The sequence below is a fragment of the Enterobacter cloacae complex sp. P40C2 genome, from assembly GCF_014930695.1.
GTDB lineage: Bacteria > Pseudomonadota > Gammaproteobacteria > Enterobacterales > Enterobacteriaceae > Enterobacter > Enterobacter pasteurii.
Window position 1 is genome coordinate 148389 of record NZ_JADBRP010000009.1, and the last position, 18362, is coordinate 166750.

An 18362-nucleotide genomic window follows, 5' to 3' on the forward strand; every position below is an offset into this window, starting at 1 on the left:
CACCTGCAATACAGGAGGCCACCCAAAGGTGGCCTCTTTTTTTTATCTGACGACCATCACCGGAATGTGGGTGTGGCGGATCACGCTGGACGCGTTCGACCCCAGCAGGTGAGTCGTGATAGACGGGTTGCGCGAACCGATCACCACCACGTCCGCGTTCAGCTCCCCGGCAAGCTCGTTAACGGCGTCGCGTACGCTACCGAAGCGGACGTGCGTTTTAATGCGGGAAGGATCGATGCTGAAATGCCCGACCATGGTTTGCAGGCGCGTTTCGGCTTCGTGCTGCAAATGCTCTTCGAAGCGACGCACGTCGGCGGCAAAGCGGTGCAGGCTCAGGCTGGCCGAGCCCGGCAAAACGTGCAGAAGATGAATAATCCCGTCCTGCTGCGCGAGAAATTCCGCGTGACGTACAGCCTTATCACTCAGTTCCATTTCGAAAACATCAACCGGCATAATGATTGTTTGATACATAACCGTTTCTCCTTGTTTATGAACGCTGTAATCATTCAACCACAAAATATAAATGGTTTCTGTAATCCCGACAGCACTTTTTTATCTCGCCAGGATAAATCTCAAAACAGCCGGATTCCGGGGCAGATCCCGTGAGGTAGCTACCCTTTTATAAGCTTACCCACACCCTTTCGGAGGTTGCATGAAAGCTCTTACCTATCACGGTCCCCACCATGTTCGGGTCGATAATGTTCCCGATCCCGGCATTGAACAGCCGGACGATATCATCCTGCGCGTAACCGCCACGGCAATCTGTGGCTCCGATCTGCATCTGTATCGCGGAAAAATTCCTAAGGTTCAGCACGGCGATATCTTTGGTCATGAATTTATGGGCGAAGTGGTGGAGTGCGGGAGCGAGGTGAAAAACGTGCAGAAGGGGGACCGGGTGGTGATCCCGTTTGTGATTGCCTGCGGCGACTGCTTCTTTTGCCAGATGCAACAGTACGCGGCCTGCGAAAACACGAACCGCGGGCAGGGCGCGGCGCTGAACAAAAAGCAAATTCCCGCCCCTGCGGCGCTGTTTGGCTACAGCCATCTTTACGGTGGCGTACCGGGCGGACAAGCGGAGTATGTGCGCGTGCCGAAAGGCAACGTGGGGCCGTTTAAAGTACCGCAGCTGCTGTCTGACGACAAAGCGCTGTTCCTGTCGGATATTCTGCCTACCGCCTGGCAGGCGGCGAAAAATGCCCAGATCCAGAAAGGCTCCAGCGTTGCCGTATTCGGTGCCGGGCCGGTGGGGCTATTGACCATTGCCTGCGCGCGTCTGCTTGGGGCCGAGCAGATTTTCGTGGTTGACCATCATCCTTATCGGCTGCGGTTTGCCCAGGAGCGCTACGGCGCCATCCCCATCAACTTCGATGACGATAACGACGCGGCGGAAAAAATTATCGAGCAGACGGCCGGGCAGCGCGGGGTGGATGCGGTGATTGATGCCGTCGGATTTGAGGCCAAGGGCAGCACGACGGAAACGATCCTCAGTAACCTGAAAATTGAAGGCAGCAGCGGCAAGGCGCTGCGCCAGTGTATCGCTGCGGTGCGCCGCGGCGGCGTGGTCAGCGTACCGGGCGTCTATGCCGGCTTCATTCACGGCTTCCTGTTTGGCGATGCCTTCGATAAGGGGCTGAGCTTTAAGATGGGGCAGACGCACGTGCATGCCTGGCTGGGGGAACTGCTGCCGCTTATCGAAAAAGGGCTGTTGACGCCGGAGGACATTGTGACCCATTACCTGCCGCTTGCGGATGCGGAGCGTGCCTATAAGATTTTCGAAAAGCGGGAGGAGGAGTGCCGCAAGGTCATTCTGGTGCCCGGGGCAGATACGCCGGAGGCAGCGCAGCAGCAGGTGAAGGGGCTGGTGAATGCCTTCCCGGGCGGCGTCGTGTGAGGTCGCTCACCGGTGGCGTTTAAGCTACAGCACCGCCGCGACGAGGTTGCGGAAAGAGGATGCAGGTGCATCCTCTGTGCAAAGCGGGAGCGCTTGTTCAGAAGGGATTAACGCAGGTAATCGCCGGCAGCTTCGGGCTGGTAGAGCAGCTCGAGCACTTCGAGGTGGGCTGAGGCTCCGCCCGGCAGTTCCCAGTGGATGGTATCGCCCGTGCGTAACCCAAGCAGCGCCGCGCCCACGGGAGCCAGAACCGAAAGCTGCGTGCTGCTGTCGGTCATCTGCGCCGGATAAACCAGCGTGCGGGTCAGCTCTTCCCCGGTAGTCAGGTTACGGAACCTCACCCGGCTGTTCATGGTGACCACATCGTGCGGCATGGTCTCAGGCGTACACATCTGCGCCCGGTCTAACTCCTCGTTCAGCGCATCGGCGACCGGCAGAGCGGCAAATTGTGGTTTTTCCAACAGGCGGTCAATACGTTCTGCGTCGAGTTCGTTGATGATAATTGTGGGTCTGGACATTTTTACTCCATGTCGTTAATGCTGCGCGTAACGCAGAAACCAATCCAAAAGAAAACCCTCGCCGTCTGGCAGCGAGGGTTTAACGTGTCTGATGATACTGTCTGAACCGGTAAGTTTGAAGTGATGAGCGTCACATTCATGCGCCATATGAATTTTTGGCAATAATCCAGGCGTTCCGGTTCACGCTGCACTGAAATTTGGTTACGCTGGGGAAACAGAACCAGGGCAACGCGCATAGCAGCCCCACCGCAGAGAGAGCAATATGTACTTTTACCAACCTTCTCAGGGACACGGCCTGCCGCACGACCCGCTGAACGCCATTATCGGCCCGCGTCCCATTGGCTGGATCTCGTCCTGCGATAAGGCCGGCCAGCTGAACCTCGCCCCGTACAGCTTCTTTAACTGCTTTAACTATCGTCCCCCGATAATTGGATTTTCCAGCAATGGCTGGAAGGACAGCGTGCGCAATATTACCGAAACGGGGGAGTTTGTCTGGAACCTCGCCACGCGCGCTCTGGCCGGGGCGATGAATGAAACGTCCGCCACGCTTGCGCATGGTGAAGATGAATTTACCTTTGCAGGCCTGACGCCCGCAGCCAGCCAGCTTGTGGGCGCGCCGCGCGTGGCTGAAAGCCCGGTCAATTTTGAATGCCGTTTATCACAGTGCATTCAGCTTACCGGCGCCGATGGCACGCCGATTGATACCTGGCTGGTGCTTGGCGAAGTCGTTGGCGTTCATATTGCCGAAACGTTGCTGGAAGAGGGGATTTACCAGACCGCGAAAGCGCAGCCCATACTGCGTGCGGGCGGGCCGTCGGCCTACTACGGCATCAGCGACAGCCACCGTTTTGACCTGGTGCGCCCGGACGCGCGTCGGGGCTGAGATGCCGCACCGTGCGGCATCTGCCCGCAGGTGCGTCAGTAACCGGCTTTATCAATCACAAACTGTTTGCCGCAGTTGCCCGGATGCGGCTGTGGTGCAAAAGAGCCGGCAGAGAGCGGATTGTTAATGGTGTCGGACTTAAGCGAGATCTGCATTTCGGTCAGATAGGCCGGATTGCCATGGCAGGTGAGCTTGAACGCTTTCACGTTCTGTTTGCCCCAGCTTTTAGCCACGGCGGCATCAAAGTCGCTGCGGCGCACGGTTTTGCCATAGTTTTCCGCCAGAAATTTCCCTGCCGCGCTGCTTTTCACTTCCTGATTCAGGCGCACCATGGTGCCGAAGTAGGCGTCTGGATCAAAACCGAAGCAGACGCCATGTTTCGCATATTCGTAACGTTCAAGGCAGGAATTGCCGCCCGCGCCGGGCATCACGCTGTTCAGCTTCGCCGCGCCCGACAGGGATAGCCCGGTCTCTGCGGCGGCGCATTTGCGGCTGGCTTTTGCTTGCGGCATGTCGGGCACGGGGCGGGTTGCGCAGCCGAAGCGCATCCAGCGGCGCTCATCCACCCCGCGCGCGGCGATGGATTTAGGCAGGCCGGGCCACAGGCCGTGGACGGTCAGAAAATCGGTTTTATTGCTGCTCTCTTTTTGCAGCCGGCATTCGTCCGGCTCGTCGCGGTTACGTTCGACCATGCTCTGGCAAAATCCGGTTTGCCAGGAAAGGGCCAGAACGTAGCGATCGAAATCGGCATACTGCGTTGCCCTGAGCGGGTCTGCCTGCGTTGAGAATACGCAGAGTGCAAGCGCTACTGCGCCAGACGGGATAACGATATCCTTCCTGAACATTTTCTTTCCTGATTGGTTGGGCGCGATTAATTTCTGGGGGTTATTAAAGCACAAAAAGCGCCAACAGGCGCTTTTTGGAAATCAGGAATTTCGCTTAGGCAGCGCCGGGGACCAGCACTTCGGTAGCGATAATGACGATAATCAGGCCAACCAGCACCGGCACCGACGTGCGTTTTACCACTTCAAATGGCGAGATTTTTGCCATACCGGCAACCGCCACCACCACGCCCGATACCGGAGAGATGGTACGACCCAGGTTAGAGGCCTGAAGCATCGGAATGGAGAGATAAGCCGGGTTGATGCCGGAGGAGTGTGCCAGTTTAGGGATCATCTCGACGAAGGCGTAGAACGGGGCGTTACCGGAACCGGTGGTCATTGCCGCCAGCATGGTCAGCACGACCAGCACCAGCATCAGGATAATGCTGGCCGAGCCGAACGAGGTGGCGATGGAGATCAGACTCTGGATAAAGCCGATGGTGCTCAGCCCCTGGGCAAAGACGCCTGCGGCCACCAGCAGCATTACCACGCCCGCGAAGGCATCGGCCATTCCGCGGTAGGCGACTTCCAGACCGGAGAATACTTTCTGCGTATTGAAGCCACGCACAAATTCCAGCAGGGCCGCCAGCAGCATGCAGATCACCAGAATGGTGATGATGTGCAGCTGCGGGCCCCATTTGCCGTCAAAGATAAGCACGCCAATAATCGGGGTGAACGGCAGGATGGAATAAAACGCCGGGGCAGTGGTGGTGATTTCACTCACGTCCATCATCTCGTGGCTGATGTTCTCCTTCTTGTCGAGATAGCGCTGCCAGAAGAAATGCGCCACGCCCATGCCGAGAATGGCCGTAATCGAGATCGGCAGCGTGGTCTTGAAGGCGAAGTCAATCAGCGACATTTCCGCCGCTTTCGCGGCCAGCACTACGTCACCTGAAGTAGGGGAGAGGATAATCGCCGCCGGAGAGGCGCAGATAGCCGCCGCCGCGCCGCGGCTGATCCCGACGTTGACCATCACCGGGAACAACGTCGCCATTAGCAGCACGCCGAGACCCGTGGCGGAGGAAACGGCTAACGACATCAGGCAGGCCAGGAAATAGGCTGCGACCATCAGCAGGTAGGGAGAGTTGATATATTGCAGCGGCTTAGAGGCCAGCTTCACGACCATATCATTGGCGCCGATATGGGTCATATAGGCCGCAAAGCCGCAGAGCATCATGATCATCATGCCCAGATCGCCGCCGCGGCTCATCAGCAGAATTTTAATATATTCCACAATATCGGTGGCGGTATATCCGGTGCTGGCTTCGCTGGCCGGTAAAACCTGATGGCCCATTAGCGCGCTGATAATCAGCAGCGTCAGGCCGCCAACGAAGAGCACGCCGGTGGCCGAGTAACCTTTAATGATGTAGCGCGCTACACCGACAATGACCACGACTCCGATGAGGAGTTCGAGAAAAGTAAGCATGATTTCCCCTGTATCCTTGCTGCCCGAGAGCACAAATAATCAATAAAAAAAGAAGCCTGAAATGTGCCGAATAAATGGCCTGTTCTTGCTGATTAAAATCAAGAAAGCGACTACTAAAGGCGATGATGACGATATTTTTGCTAACCCTGCATCATTTATATTAAGTCGTTATTGACCTGATTAATAGCGATTACATGTCATTAATTTGAGGGTGAAGTGTTAAGCTTTTGAGTATTACTTGCCGTTTGCCCTACCGCAAGCCAGAGCGCGTTTGGCAAAGCCGGTCGGGCAGACGCGGCAACCGCATCCGCGCCGGCGTTTTCGTTGGTGAGGCAATCCCGGGAGGCGATAGCCTGGATATCCTCGCGCTCCCCCTGATCTTAAACGGGCTACGTCTACGCTCAAAATAGCCCTGCCTGTTGCGCTGATATTTATAATCTTCATTGTATGGTTAACGCTTTAAGCGGATAACCGGTGTCCTGATAATAATAGCGGCCTTAGCGGTCTGGTTTATTTTTTTTCCGGAATGGTGGAAGGGTTTGACCTAATTATGGTTCTCTTTGAATATTGCTCATAATAAATATTCCAGCGTTAAGCCTGAGGTGAAATACCGTGCCGCGCGAGTGTCCGAAGATAGCCTCCGCTATGGGAGGGGCTGTCGTGTAGGGCGGTGGGCGTGGTCCGGAGCCGAACCGGCGCGTCGCCGGGCTGTGTGAAATGTTACGCCAGCGTTAAATATGTCAACTGCTCGTGCTTATTCAGGCACGCTGGTCTTATCTTATAAGAGTGTTCTTAATAGTACGTGAGTAATTAGGAATAACACCAATGCCGTTAAGCATTCATTCAAGTATTCTGTGCTAAGGTCTGTACCGAATACTAAATATGGTAATGGCATTGTGATTGTACGAATTAAATTCCCCCTGATTTTATTGTTTATTATTGGTCAGCTCTCTTTCGCATCCGTTGTTAATGCGCAAAGCAGCACTGCGGATAAAGGCTGGTTCTCCACGTTCACCGACAATGTTGCGCAAACGTGGAACGAACCCGAGCATTACGATCTCTACATTCCGGCCATTACCTGGCATGCACGTTTTGCCTACGACAAAGAAAAAACGGACCGCTATAACGAGCGTCCGTGGGGAGCCGGTTTTGGCCAGTCTCGCTGGGATGAAAAAGGCAACTGGCATGGCCTGTACCTGATGGCGTTTAAGGACTCCTACAACAAATGGGAGCCCATTGGCGGCTACGGCTGGGAAAAGACCTGGCGGCCGTTATCAGACGATAACTTCCGTCTGGGGCTGGGCTATACGGCTGGGTTTACGGCGCGCGATAACTGGAAATATATTCCTGTTCCGGTGCTTCTGCCGCTCGCCTCTATCGGTTATGGCCCGGCAACGTTCCAGATGACCTACATACCGGGCACCTACAACAACGGAAACGTTTACTTCGCCTGGATGCGTTTTCAGTTTTAACTGAATTTGCACGTTGAGCTGGACAAAAAATGCACTGGTATTGAATTGTAAAGGATAAAAATCGGACAGCGAAAATTAACGCGACTTTTGTCACTTTTTATCAAAGATCCGCTGGACAAAACGCCTCACAATTGTTGTACTGATACCCGACACAGCATTTGTGTCGTTTTTTAATGTAAAGGTAATTTTGATGTCTAAGATTAAAGGTAACGTTAAGTGGTTTAATGAGTCCAAAGGATTCGGTTTCATTACTCCTGAAGATGGCAGCAAAGACGTGTTCGTACACTTCTCTGCAATCCAGTCTAATGGTTTCAAAACTCTGGCTGAAGGTCAGCGCGTTGAGTTTGAAATCACTAACGGTGCCAAAGGCCCTTCTGCTGCTAACGTAATCGCTCTGTAATTCAGACGCGTCAGCAAGAATTTCAAAACCCGCTCACTGAGCGGGTTTTTTTCGTTCTGAATCAACCTGTAAGATAGATTTTCAGAAAGCTGGCGACGATTAACACGCTCAGCACTACCATTCCCGCGCTTAGCAGATTTTCCTTCATGCTATCACCCTCGTTCAGTTTTGCGCCAAGAGTGACAGAGAAAAATTAAGCCAACATTAAGGCTGGCGGGCTCAGTGCGCGCTGGCGGTAGAAAATAACCAAAACGCGATCGCGGTCATCGCAAACGATCCAAGCATGTTAACGGCAATGTTCGCCAGCGCCCAGCCCACGCGGCCTTCCTGAAACAGAAACACGACTTCCGCAGAGAAGGTCGAAAACGTCGTTAAGCCGCCGCAGAACCCGGTCGTGATCAGCACTTTCCACATTGGGTCGATAGACGTCATGCGGTTAAACCAGGCCAGCCCCATTCCGATAATAAATGCGCCAATCAGGTTTGCTGCCAGTGTGCCCATCGGTATGGCCTGATGCAGAGGGTTAAACCGCATGCTTAAGAGCCACCGTGCAACGCTACCCGTGCCCCCACCAATAAAAACGGCTATAAGTAGTTGTAACACTGTCAATACCTGCTATTTGATGTGTGAGTGCGTCGAGTGTAACGCTGTTTTTAACCGGGAGACAATTATGTATGTTGCGGTAGGGCAGTTTGCGGTAACGCCGGACTGGAATGAAAACGCGCGTAAATGCGTCTCCCTGATGCGTCAGGCGAAGCAAATGGGGGCGTCGTTGCTGGTGCTGCCTGAGGCGTTACTGGCACGCGATGACAGCGACCCGGATCTGTCGGTAAAGTCTGCGCAAATGCTGGAAGGGGCGTTTTTGAAGCTACTTCTGGCCGAGAGCGTCGGCAACTCGCTCACCACCATATTAACCATACACGTGCCCTCCACGCCGGGGCGTGCGGTCAACACGCTGGTGGCCATACGTGAAGGTGCGATTGTTGCGAGCTACGGCAAACTACATCTGTACGATGCGTTCAGCATTCAGGAGTCGCGCCTGGTCGATCCGGGCAGCGTTATTCCGCCGCTGATTGAGGTAGCGGGTTTTAGCGTCGGGCTAATGACCTGCTACGATATTCGTTTTCCCGAGCTGGCGCTTAACCTTGCGTTGCAGGGAGCCGAGGTGCTGGTTCTGCCTGCTGCCTGGGTCAAAGGACCGCTTAAGGAGCACCACTGGGCGACGCTGCTTGCCGCACGCGCGCTGGATACCACCTGCTATGTGGTAGCCGCGGGGGAATGTGGTAACAGGAACATCGGGCAGAGCAGGGTAGTCGATCCGCTGGGGGTTACCGTTGCCGCGGCGGCGGAAGCGCCCGCGTTACTGATGACGGAGATAAGTTCAGCGCGAATAGCGCTTGCGCGTCAGCAATTACCTGTTCTGCGTAACCGCAGGTTTGCGCCACCGCAATTAATATGATGTTTTTTTCAACAATGCTTGATTCACCTTGTTACAGATTGCTATTGTGTGCGCGCGCCAAATGTCCGTTAATACGTTCAGGTTTTTGGCGCTGACTTGCAGCCTGTTTCATGTAAAGAAGGTATTTATGGGTGAGATTAGTATTACCAAACTGCTGGTGGTTGCCGCACTGGTCGTCCTGCTGTTCGGTACCAAGAAGTTACGCACGCTGGGTGGAGACCTGGGTGCTGCCATTAAGGGCTTTAAGAAAGCAATGAACGATGATGACGCGGCAGCGAAGAAAAGTGCCGAAGACGACATCACGGCACAGAAGCTTTCCCACAAAGAGTAATGGCAATGCTGCAAGGCTTGCATAAAAAAACCGGCTAACGAGGCCGGTTTTTTTTATAACTGTAAAAAAGTATGTCAGGGCTTATTTTACTTCTTCGCCTTTCGCCTGCATATCGGCGTGATATGACGAGCGAACGAAAGGACCACAGGCCGCGTGGGTAAAGCCCATCGCCATCGCTTCGGCTTTCATCTCGTCGAACTCGTCCGGGCTCACGTAGCGCTGCACGGGCAGATGGTGACGGCTTGGCTGCAAATACTGGCCCAGGGTCAGCATCGTGACGCCGTGGCGGCGCAGATCGCGCATCACTTCAATGATTTCGGCATTCGTTTCCCCCAGGCCAACCATCAGGCCAGACTTGGTAGGAATATGCGGATGTGCTTCTTTAAAGCGCTCCAGCAGCTTCAGGGACCAGTTATAGTCCGCACCAGGACGCACCTGACGATAAATACGCGGTACGTTCTCGAGGTTGTGGTTGAACACGTCTGGTGGCGTTGCGGTCAGGATATCGAGCGCGCGGTCCATACGTCCACGGAAGTCCGGAACCAGCGTCTCAATCTTAATGTTCGGGCTTTTTTCGCGGATCGCGGTAATGCAGTCAGCAAAGTGCTGAGCACCGCCGTCGCGCAGGTCATCACGGTCGACGGAGGTGATAACAACGTAACGCAGCGCCATATCGGCAATCGTCTGCGCCAGCTTCTGCGGTTCATTCGCGTCAGGCGCAACGGGACGGCCATGGGCAACGTCACAGAACGGACAGCGGCGGGTACAGATGGCACCCAGGATCATAAACGTCGCGGTACCGTGATTGAAACATTCAGCAAGGTTAGGGCAGGAGGCTTCTTCACAGACGGAGTGAAGGCCATTTTTGCGCATCGCCGCTTTGATCCCCTGGATACGCGAAGAGTCAGCCGGAAGTTTGATTTTCATCCATTCCGGTTTTCTTAACAGCGCCTCGCGCTCTGTAGCCACGTTTTTAACCGGGATAAGGGCCATTTTATCGGCATCGCGGTATTTAACACCGCGTTCCATCACAATGGGTTTACTCATAGCGTGCGTGTTCCAGTTGCGAATATCGAAGGAAAGCGTTTCATTTCAAGGGAATGTTGTAATTATCAACTATTTTTGAACGAACGACAGGCAGTATATCATTTAAAGGGGCGATAAAGCAGCCTGCCAGGTCGCCAATTTGTAAAATAGTTGTTGTTTTGTGCCTTTTGCCCCGCGTGCGGCAGGGGCTTGTGCTGAAAGGCGGGATCAGAAAGCCTGGCGGATAACGTTAATGACGTTTTCCAGTACCGGATCGCGAAGGCTTAGCTTGTTGTAATGCAGTGAGATTTCAACAGATTCTGTATTAAGCTGACCCAGCGGAATGTTCTCTAGTGGCCAGCATTTCTGTAGCAGATCGAAGAGCCTTACGGGCATGATACAGAGCAGGTCGCTGCTGCCAATCAGGGCCGCAACGGTAAACATATTGTAACTGCTGAAGCTAACCAGACGGTCCGGGAACAGCTCCTCAATCCGCTGTCGCAGCGGATCCTGCCTTTGTCCCTCGGCCATAAATGACGCATGTTCATACTGGCGCAAATTTTCTGGCGTCAGCGGCGCGCCTAACGCCGGATGGTGTTGACGGCAAACGAGCGCCAGGCTGTCGGAATAAAGGACGTGCTGCCCCAGCGCCCTGGCCTGGAAGCTGTTGCTGTCGATGATCAGATCCGTCTGGAACTGCGCCAGCTGGGTTTCCGGATCGCTGACGGGCACGTTGCGGATCAGCAGCTGTGGCGCATGCTGCTTTATCGCCTGATAGATAGCCGGCATTACCAGAACGCCCACCGAGGGAGAGGTGCCAATGGTGATAGTTCTTTGCTTGTCATAGCTGCCGGTAAGATCCAGCGCGCCCAGAATCGATTCCAGACCCTGGCTGATATACTCATGGAGGTGAGTGGCGTACGCGGTTGGCGTTACCCCCTGGCCTTTACGAATAAATAAAGGGTCGGGAAATATAGCGCGCAATTTTTGAATGGACTGGCTAATAGCGGAGGGCGTGAGATTAAGAATTTTCGCAGCATTAACGATACCTTTATGGACATATACCGCCTCAAAAATAGTCAATAAATTGAGATCAATATTACGTAAAGTCCGAAAAATTTGCGGCTTATCTTCGCCGCTGGTTTCATTCAGGCGTTTGGCTGGTAAATTAGTAGGCTCCACGCTCTTACTCCGTATCCATTCACAATATGAATGATAGTTGAATTTATTTAATATGCTTGCAGAGATTCGTAAAGTGTTCGGTATGTTTCCCTTAATTATCGAAAACAAGCAGTTGGGTGATTGTCACGCATGTTACAGGCTACCGTCGATGGTACTATTAAGGTTCTAATTAATATGTAGCGCTAATATATGGGCGACTCGAAAATATAGAATATGCGGTTTATTGTAAAGCGTAAATGCGGGAATTAAGCAGTGGCTCAGCAAATAAATGAGCCACTGTCGGAAGCAGGTTAAGCAGCAATATATTCGTGGGCAGGATTGTTAAGCAGCGCTAAAAAGTTCTTCAGAAGCACGGGCCGGATAACCTCAGGCGTGGCGCTTTCGACCCACTGGCACATTTGCGTCATCTCCATGCCGGCGTATCCGCAGGGGTTGATGCGCTGGAAGGGGGCGAGATCCATATTGATATTCAGCGCCAGGCCGTGGAACGAGCAGCCCTTTCGGATACGCAGGCCCAGCGAACAGATCTTCATTTCACCCACGTAGACGCCCGGCGCATCCGCGCGGGGGTGAGCGTCAATGCCGTACTCAGCGAGCGTGTTCACTACGGTTTGTTCCAGCAATGTCACCAGCTCGCGCACGCCCAGCTTTCTGCGTTTCAGGTTAAGCAAAACATACATAACCTGCTGTCCCGGACCGTGGTAGGTTACCTGTCCACCGCGATCGCTCTGGATCACCGGGATGTCGCCCGTCATCAGCAGATGTTCGGCTTTTCCTGCCTGGCCTTGCGTGAACACCGGCAGGTGTTCAACCAGCCAGATTTCATCAGGGGTGGCGTTATCGCGCGTATCGGTAAAGTCATGCATAGCCTGAGAGACAGGCTCGTAAGGCTGTAGCCCAAGATGGCGGACAAGAATTTTATCCTGGTACAAAAGGATGTCTCCGAAGACAGGGGAGAATAGGTAGCGGGGATTATATCACAGCGGGAAGAGGGGTTACCCGGCAAACCGGGCAACCGCAGAGGGACTACAGCACCATACGAACAATTTCGATGTTGCCAAGCTCTTCGTACAGCGTTTCAACCTGCTCAATGTGCGTGGCGGTGATGGTGATTGAGACCGAGTGGTAGTTACCTTTGCTGCTCGGTTTTACCGACGGAGAGTAGTCGCCCGGCGCATGGCGCTGTACCACTTCAACCACCTGATCAACCAGCTCAGGTTTCGCCAGACCCATCACTTTGTAAGTAAATGGAGTAGGGAATTCAAGCAGTTCGTTAAGTTTGGTTTTCATGTCAGCTCCGGCGTGTGTGTAAAAAATAATAACTCCCGCCACGGGGCGGGAGTTTTACTGATACGTAGTATATGGGGATCAAAATCACACTTTCAAGTGTTCAATTTTTAACCAAACCAGTGGTGGAACATCAGCTTAATGTAATCAATGATTTTGCCGAAGAAATTGCCTTCCGGGATTTCATCCAGCACCACCAGTGGACGCTGATCGATGGTTTTGCCATCCAGCTGGAAGTTGATGGTGCCAACGACCTGGTTTTTATGCAGCGGCGCGTGCAGCTCGGTGGTGTTCAGCACGTAGCTGGCTTTCAGATCCTTCATGCGGCCGCGTGGGATAGTCAGATAAAGATCTTTATCGACGCCCAGGGAGGCGCGGTCATTGTCGCCAAACCAGACGGGTTCTGAGGCAAACTCTTTACCGGCCTTCAGCGGATTCACGGTTTCGAAGAAGCGGAAGCCCCAGGTCAGCAGCTTTTTGCTTTCCGTTTCGCGTCCTTTAAAGGTGCGACCCCCCATCACGGCAGAGATCAGGCGCATCTGGCCTTCGGTCGCGGAAGCCACCAGGTTATAACCGGCTTTGTCGGTGTGGCCCGTTTTAATGCCGTCAACGTTCAGGCTGTTATCCCACAGCAGGCCGTTACGGTTAGTCTGACGGATGCCGTTAAAGGTGAACTCTTTCTCTTTGTAGATAGAGTACTCGTTCGGCACGTCACGGATCAGCGCCTGACCAATCAGCGCCATGTCACGCGCAGAGCTGTACTGGCCCTCTGCGTCCAGGCCGTGTACGGTCTGGAAGTGAGTATTTTTGAGGCCCAGCGCGGAGACGTAGCTGTTCATCAGACCGACAAACGCATCCTGGCTACCCGCCGCAAAATCGGCCATTGCCACGCAGGCGTCGTTACCGGATTGCAGGTTAATACCACGGATCAGCTGAGAGACCGGAACCTGCATGCCTGGCTTCAGGAACATCAGGGATGAACCTTTAAACACCGGGTTACCGGTTGCCCACGCGTCGTTACCAATAGTCACCAGGTCGGTTTCTTTGAATTTACCTGCCTTCATTGCCTGGCCGATAACGTAGCTGGTCATCATCTTGGTCAGGCTGGCCGGATCGCGACGGACATCGGCATTCTGTTCTGCCAGAACTTTGCCAGAGTTGTAGTCAATCAGGATGTAGGATTCCGCGTCGATCTGCGGAACGCCAGGGATCATGGTCTTGATGTTCAGGTCATCCGCGTGTGCTGCGGAGAGTGCAGCAGCGCAAAGGGCCGTGGTCAGCGCGATGCGCTGCACAAAACGAGCAGAAAAAGTGGTCTTCATGGTCAGAACTACGACATCCGTGATGGAATTAAAAAAAGTGCCTTACTATAGCAAAAGCTATACAGGCAGGCATCCGACTTTCATCATGAGAGTGTTAACGTCATTTACACAAACTGACATTTCGGATACCACCGATTAATTACTTCGCAACAGTGATAAACGACTGAAGTTGCGCCTCGCTCTGCAGGCGCTGCTGCAGTGACGCAGCCTGCGATTTACCGGCAAACGGACCCATCTGGATACGCCATACCGCACCGTTTTGCTCTACGCGGCCAGGCACGCCAAACTGCTGGCTTAAACGCTGCTGATACTGCTCTGCACGGGCTCGATCGCTGACGGCGCCCACCTGAACTACGTAGCTGCCGCTTGCCGCAGCGGGTGCAGCAGTTTGGGTAGCAGCAGGGGCGGTCACCGGAGCGGGTTGTGCTGCGGGGGCCGCAACGACGGGCGCGGGAGCGGGTTCATCTGATTCAATCACGCCAGAGGCTAACGTGGTGGGAGCGCCGAGAAAGCCGCTGCTTTTCACCGGAGCGCCTGTCGCATCGTCGCTTTGCAGCGTATCGTTGCTGATGGCGCGCACTTCGCCCTGCGGCTGAGCAGGCTCTGAAGGCGTTGACGCGCCTCCCATGCCGCCGCTCAGGTCCGGACGAGCGGGCAGGGCGTAGGTCTGTTTTGCAACGGTGGTACAGGCGGTACCCGGGCCGGACAGCGTACCGTCCTGCGCCACGATGATTGGGTCAATACGCACTTTGGTATTATTAGAGGTGTTGAGACGATCGGCCGCCGCGCGCGACAGAGAGATAACGCGGTCGTTACCGTAAGGGCCACGGTCGTTAATACGCACTACGATCATGCGACCATTCGCCAGGTTAGTGATGCGCGCGTAGCTTGGGATTGGCAGCGTCGGGTGTGCCGCCGTGATCTGCATCGGATCGAAGGTTTCACCTGACGCGGTCAGGTTGCTGCCTGGCTCAGCATCATAGATGGCGGCAAGACCGGCCTGGCTGAAACGGGCGGGATCCTGAACGATTTTGTAGCTATTGCCGTCGCGCTGATAGTCCTGATTCACGCTGGGGTTCAGCGGTTCATAAACGGGATCGGCACCGCTAATTTCAACAATCGGGCCGTTACAGACCGCAGGCTGCGGCGGCGCGACGGTTGCCTGTTGCTGACCATCATCACTTGTGCAGGCTGCAAGTAAACTTGCAGCGATGCAGATCCCCAGCCACTGCTTACGCATTGCGATCCCCTTATTTTTATACGCTTTTGGACAACATTTTCCTGTGGGTATGGATCGACATTACGATACCAAACCCGGCCATCAACACGATCAGTGCCGAGCCCCCGTAACTCACCAGCGGCAGCGGCACGCCTACAACCGGCAGAATACCACTCACCATACCAATATTTACGAAGACATAAACGAATAAAATTAACATTAATCCACCCGCCATTACCCGGCCAAAGGTGGTCTGCGCCCGTGCGGCAATATAGAGCCCGCGCATGATCAGCAGCAGGTACAGTCCAAGCAGAACCAGGATGCCAACCAGCCCTAACTCCTCAGCCAGAACGGCAAAGATAAAGTCAGTGTGGCGTTCCGGTAAGAATTCAAGCTGTGACTGCGTACCGTGCAGCCAGCCTTTTCCGCGCAGGCCGCCGGAGCCAATCGCAATTTTCGACTGAATAATATGATAGCCTGCACCCAGCGGATCGGTCTCTGGATCGAGCAGCATCATCACGCGCTGGCGCTGATAGTCATGCATCAGGAAGAACCAGAGAATAGGGATGAAGGCAGCCAGCAGGACGACCGCGATGCCGATCAAACGCCAGCTCAGGCCGGACAGGAACAGTACGAACAGACCGGAGAGGGCGATAAGAATCGAGGTGCCGAGGTCCGGCTGCGCGGCCACCAGCAGCGTTGGCAGGAAAATCAGCACCAGCGCAATGGCGGTATTTTTCAGCGACGGCGGACAGACGTCGCGGTTGATAAAGCGTGCAACCATCAACGGGACGGCGATTTTGGCAATTTCCGACGGCTGGAAGCGAACAATCCCCAGATCCAGCCAGCGTTGCGCGCCTTTGGATATGGCACCGAACGCATCGACTGCCACCAGCAAAATAATACAGAAAATATAGAGATAGGGCGCCCAGCCTTCATAGACGCGGGGCGGTATTTGCGCCATCACCACCATAATGACCAGGCCCATAGCGATCTGGCCGATTTTACGCTCCATCATGCCGATGTCCTGACCGCTGGCGCTCCAGATAACCAGAGCGCTGTAAACCAGCAGAGCCAGCAGGATCAGCAGCATGGCAGGGTCGATGTGGATCTTATCCCACAACGATTTTTTATTTGGATTATCCGTCATGATTATTGGTCCTCCGCCGCAGCGGCTGCCGGGTTTTCGGCTGGCAGTACGGTGTTGTTATCGCCCAGCATGATGTGGTCGAGGATTTGACGCATGATGGTCCCCACCGCCGGGCCTGCGCCGCCGTTTTCCAGAATCATCGCCACCGCAACCTGCGGGTTATCATAAGGGGCAAACGCTGTCATGAGCTTATGGTCACGCAGACGTTCGGCAATTTTGTGCGCGTTATAGGTTTCATTCGCTTTCAGACCAAAGACCTGTGCAGTACCCGATTTGGCCGCGATTTTGTACGGTGCGCCAGCGAAGTATTTGTGCGCCGTCCCGTTAGGGCGGTTGGCGACGCCGTACATTCCGTCTTTCGCGATTTCCCAGAAGCCTGAGTGGATATCGCCCACCGGCGGCTCGTGCGGCTGTATCCACGGCACTTTTTTGCCGTTTTCAACGGTACTTTGCAGCAGGTGCGGCACTTTCACCACGCCATCGTTAATAAGGATCATCATCGCCTTATTCATCTGCAACGGCGTTGCCGTCCAGTAGCCCTGGCCGATCCCTACCGGAATGGTGTCACCCTGATACCAGGGCTTTTTAAAGCGCTTCTGTTTCCATTCGCGGGTTGGCATATTGCCGGAGCGCTCTTCCGCGAGATCGATACCGGTGTAGTGCCCGTAGCCGAATTTGCTCATCCATTCAGAAAGACGGTCAATACCCATGTCGTAGGCGACCTGATAGAAGAAGGTATCCGCAGACTCTTCCAGCGATTTGGTTACGTTCAGATGGCCATGGCCCCATTTTTTCCAGTCGCGGTAGCGTTTTTCAGAGCCAGGCAGCTGCCACCAGCCCGGGTCAAACAGGCTGGTATTGCGGTTAATGACGCCCGCGCTCAGGGCAGAAACGGCGACATACGGTTTAACCGTTGAGGCCGGAGGATAAACCCCCTGCGTCGCGCGGTTCACCAGCGGGGTGTTTGGATCGTTGAGCAGGCCGGAGTAGTCCTTGCTGGAGATGCCGTCCACGAAGAGGTTCGGATCATAGCTTGGCATAGAAACCATCGACAGGATGCCGCCCGTTCTCGGGTCGGTCACGATAACGGCAGCACGGCTACCCGCCAGCAGCGTTTCGATATACTGCTGAAGCTTCAGGTCGATCGTCAGATAGACGTCATGCCCCGCCTGCGGCGGCACCTCTTTTAGCTGACGGATCACGCGGCCACGGTTGTTTACCTCAACTTCTTCATAGCCGGTCTGGCCGTGCAGAACATCTTCGTAATAGCGTTCGATCCCCAGCTTGCCAATGTCGTGCGTGGCGGCGTAGTTGGCCAGCTTGCCGTCTTTATCAAGGCGTTCGACGTCTTTATCGTTAATCTTGGAGACGTAGCCAATCACGTGCGTCAGCGCGGAGCCGTAAGGGTAGTATCGGCGCTTATAGCCTTTAACTTCCACCCCGGGGAAACGGTACTGGTTAACGGCAAAACGGGCGACCTGCACTTCCGTCAGGTTGGTTTTAACCGGAATCGAGGTGAAGCGGTGAGAACGTGCGCGCTCTTTTTTGAACGCGGCGATGTCGTCGTCATTGAGGTCAACGACGCTTCTCAGCGCGTTCAGCGTATCCTGCACGTTATCGACTTTCTCCGGCATCATCTCTATCTGGTAGATGGTGCGGTTTAGCGCCAGCGGGGTGCCGTTACGATCGTAGATAATGCCGCGGCTGGGCGCGATGGGCACCAGCTTGATACGGTTTTCGTTTGAGCGGGTCTGGTAATCGGTATAGCGGACAATTTGCAGATTGTAGAGGTTGGCGATCAGCACGCCGGTAAGCAGCAAAATCCCCGTAAAGGCGACCAGCGCCCGGCGCACAAACAGCGCGGACTCAGCCGTATAGTCGCGAAAAGAATTCTGTAGTTTCATCCGCTGCTTAA

The 18362-nt window shown here is 54.5% G+C and carries 19 protein-coding genes; 6 read left to right on the forward strand and 13 right to left on the reverse strand.

The window, feature by feature from the left end:
* Positions 1 to 42: 42 nt before the first annotated feature.
* The gene (gene uspG, locus IM304_RS16145) at positions 43 to 471 is read right to left on the reverse strand and encodes a universal stress protein UspG (protein ID WP_047052967.1); all 429 of its coding nucleotides are present in this window, start codon (positions 469 to 471) and stop codon (positions 43 to 45) included.
* A 181-nt stretch (positions 472 to 652) separates the two neighbouring features.
* Between uspG and IM304_RS16150 the strand changes: the two genes are divergently transcribed.
* Positions 653 to 1891, forward strand: a complete 1239-nt coding sequence (locus IM304_RS16150) for a zinc-dependent alcohol dehydrogenase (RefSeq protein ID WP_176610902.1) — start codon at positions 653 to 655, stop codon at positions 1889 to 1891.
* 107 nt (positions 1892 to 1998) lie between these two features.
* Here the strand turns inward: IM304_RS16150 and rnk are convergent, their stop codons facing one another.
* Positions 1999 to 2409, reverse strand: a complete 411-nt coding sequence (rnk, locus tag IM304_RS16155) for a nucleoside diphosphate kinase regulator (protein WP_148419232.1) — start codon at positions 2407 to 2409, stop codon at positions 1999 to 2001.
* Positions 2410 to 2671: 262 nt separating this feature from the next.
* Here rnk and IM304_RS16160 point away from each other — a divergent pair, with 262 nt between their 5' ends.
* Positions 2672 to 3292 carry a flavin reductase family protein gene (locus IM304_RS16160; protein ID WP_193356023.1) on the forward strand — a complete coding sequence of 207 codons (621 nt, stop codon included), beginning with the start codon at positions 2672 to 2674 and terminating at the stop codon, positions 3290 to 3292.
* Between the two features lie 35 nt (positions 3293 to 3327).
* On the opposite strand, the gene rna is transcribed toward IM304_RS16160, so the two are convergent.
* Together rna and dcuC are read right to left on the reverse strand one after the other, a co-directional pair.
* Complete coding sequence (gene rna, locus IM304_RS16165; RefSeq protein ID WP_193356024.1) at positions 3328 to 4137, reverse strand: ribonuclease I; 810 nt, start codon at positions 4135 to 4137, stop codon at positions 3328 to 3330.
* Between the two features lie 94 nt (positions 4138 to 4231).
* Positions 4232 to 5599, reverse strand: a complete 1368-nt coding sequence (gene dcuC / locus IM304_RS16170) for an anaerobic C4-dicarboxylate transporter DcuC (protein ID WP_148419226.1) — start codon at positions 5597 to 5599, stop codon at positions 4232 to 4234.
* 896 nt (positions 5600 to 6495) lie between these two features.
* Here dcuC and pagP point away from each other — a divergent pair.
* On the forward strand, positions 6496 to 7071 hold the full coding sequence (pagP, locus tag IM304_RS16175; RefSeq protein WP_148419224.1) for a lipid IV(A) palmitoyltransferase PagP: 576 nt from the start codon (positions 6496 to 6498) through the stop codon (positions 7069 to 7071).
* Positions 7072 to 7261: 190 nt separating this feature from the next.
* A complete protein-coding gene (gene cspE, locus IM304_RS16180) occupies positions 7262 to 7471 on the forward strand; it encodes a transcription antiterminator/RNA stability regulator CspE (RefSeq protein WP_002439184.1) in 210 nt (69 codons plus the stop codon).
* A gap of 219 nt (positions 7472 to 7690) precedes the next feature.
* Here cspE and crcB read toward each other — a convergent pair whose 3' ends face one another.
* Positions 7691 to 8074: a fluoride efflux transporter CrcB gene (crcB, locus tag IM304_RS16185; RefSeq protein WP_176610900.1), complete on the reverse strand. Its 384-nt coding sequence runs from the start codon at positions 8072 to 8074 to the stop codon at positions 7691 to 7693.
* Positions 8075 to 8141: 67 nt separating this feature from the next.
* Between crcB and IM304_RS16190 the strand changes: the two genes are divergently transcribed.
* Both IM304_RS16190 and tatE read left to right on the forward strand, forming a co-directional pair.
* Positions 8142 to 8930 carry a deaminated glutathione amidase gene (locus tag IM304_RS16190; RefSeq protein WP_176610899.1) on the forward strand — a complete coding sequence of 263 codons (789 nt, stop codon included), beginning with the start codon at positions 8142 to 8144 and terminating at the stop codon, positions 8928 to 8930.
* A 127-nt stretch (positions 8931 to 9057) separates the two neighbouring features.
* Entirely contained in the window at positions 9058 to 9261 is a 204-nt protein-coding gene (gene tatE / locus IM304_RS16195; protein ID WP_003858723.1) for a twin-arginine translocase subunit TatE, read from the forward strand.
* Positions 9262 to 9342: 81 nt separating this feature from the next.
* On the opposite strand, the gene lipA is transcribed toward tatE, so the two are convergent.
* From lipA to mrdA, 8 genes are all read right to left on the reverse strand, one after another.
* Positions 9343 to 10308 (reverse strand): lipoyl synthase, encoded by a 966-nt coding sequence (lipA, locus tag IM304_RS16200; RefSeq protein WP_006809637.1) that lies wholly within the window; start codon positions 10306 to 10308, stop codon positions 9343 to 9345.
* A 207-nt stretch (positions 10309 to 10515) separates the two neighbouring features.
* On the reverse strand, positions 10516 to 11469 hold the full coding sequence (locus tag IM304_RS16205) for a YbeF family transcriptional regulator (RefSeq protein WP_193356025.1): 954 nt from the start codon (positions 11467 to 11469) through the stop codon (positions 10516 to 10518).
* 290 nt (positions 11470 to 11759) lie between these two features.
* A complete protein-coding gene (lipB, locus tag IM304_RS16210) occupies positions 11760 to 12401 on the reverse strand; it encodes a lipoyl(octanoyl) transferase LipB (RefSeq protein WP_193356026.1) in 642 nt (213 codons plus the stop codon).
* A gap of 94 nt (positions 12402 to 12495) precedes the next feature.
* Complete coding sequence (ybeD, locus tag IM304_RS16215) at positions 12496 to 12759, reverse strand: DUF493 family protein YbeD (protein WP_003858718.1); 264 nt, start codon at positions 12757 to 12759, stop codon at positions 12496 to 12498.
* A gap of 107 nt (positions 12760 to 12866) precedes the next feature.
* On the reverse strand, positions 12867 to 14078 hold the full coding sequence (gene dacA, locus IM304_RS16220; protein WP_148419212.1) for a D-alanyl-D-alanine carboxypeptidase DacA: 1212 nt from the start codon (positions 14076 to 14078) through the stop codon (positions 12867 to 12869).
* Between the two features lie 139 nt (positions 14079 to 14217).
* Entirely contained in the window at positions 14218 to 15318 is a 1101-nt protein-coding gene (gene rlpA, locus IM304_RS16225; RefSeq protein ID WP_193356027.1) for an endolytic peptidoglycan transglycosylase RlpA, read from the reverse strand.
* 16 nt (positions 15319 to 15334) lie between these two features.
* Positions 15335 to 16447, reverse strand: a complete 1113-nt coding sequence (gene mrdB, locus IM304_RS16230; RefSeq protein ID WP_148419208.1) for a peptidoglycan glycosyltransferase MrdB — start codon at positions 16445 to 16447, stop codon at positions 15335 to 15337.
* A 2-nt stretch (positions 16448 to 16449) separates the two neighbouring features.
* A complete protein-coding gene (gene mrdA, locus IM304_RS16235) occupies positions 16450 to 18351 on the reverse strand; it encodes a peptidoglycan DD-transpeptidase MrdA (protein ID WP_148419206.1) in 1902 nt (633 codons plus the stop codon).
* Positions 18352 to 18362: the final 11 nt, after the last annotated feature.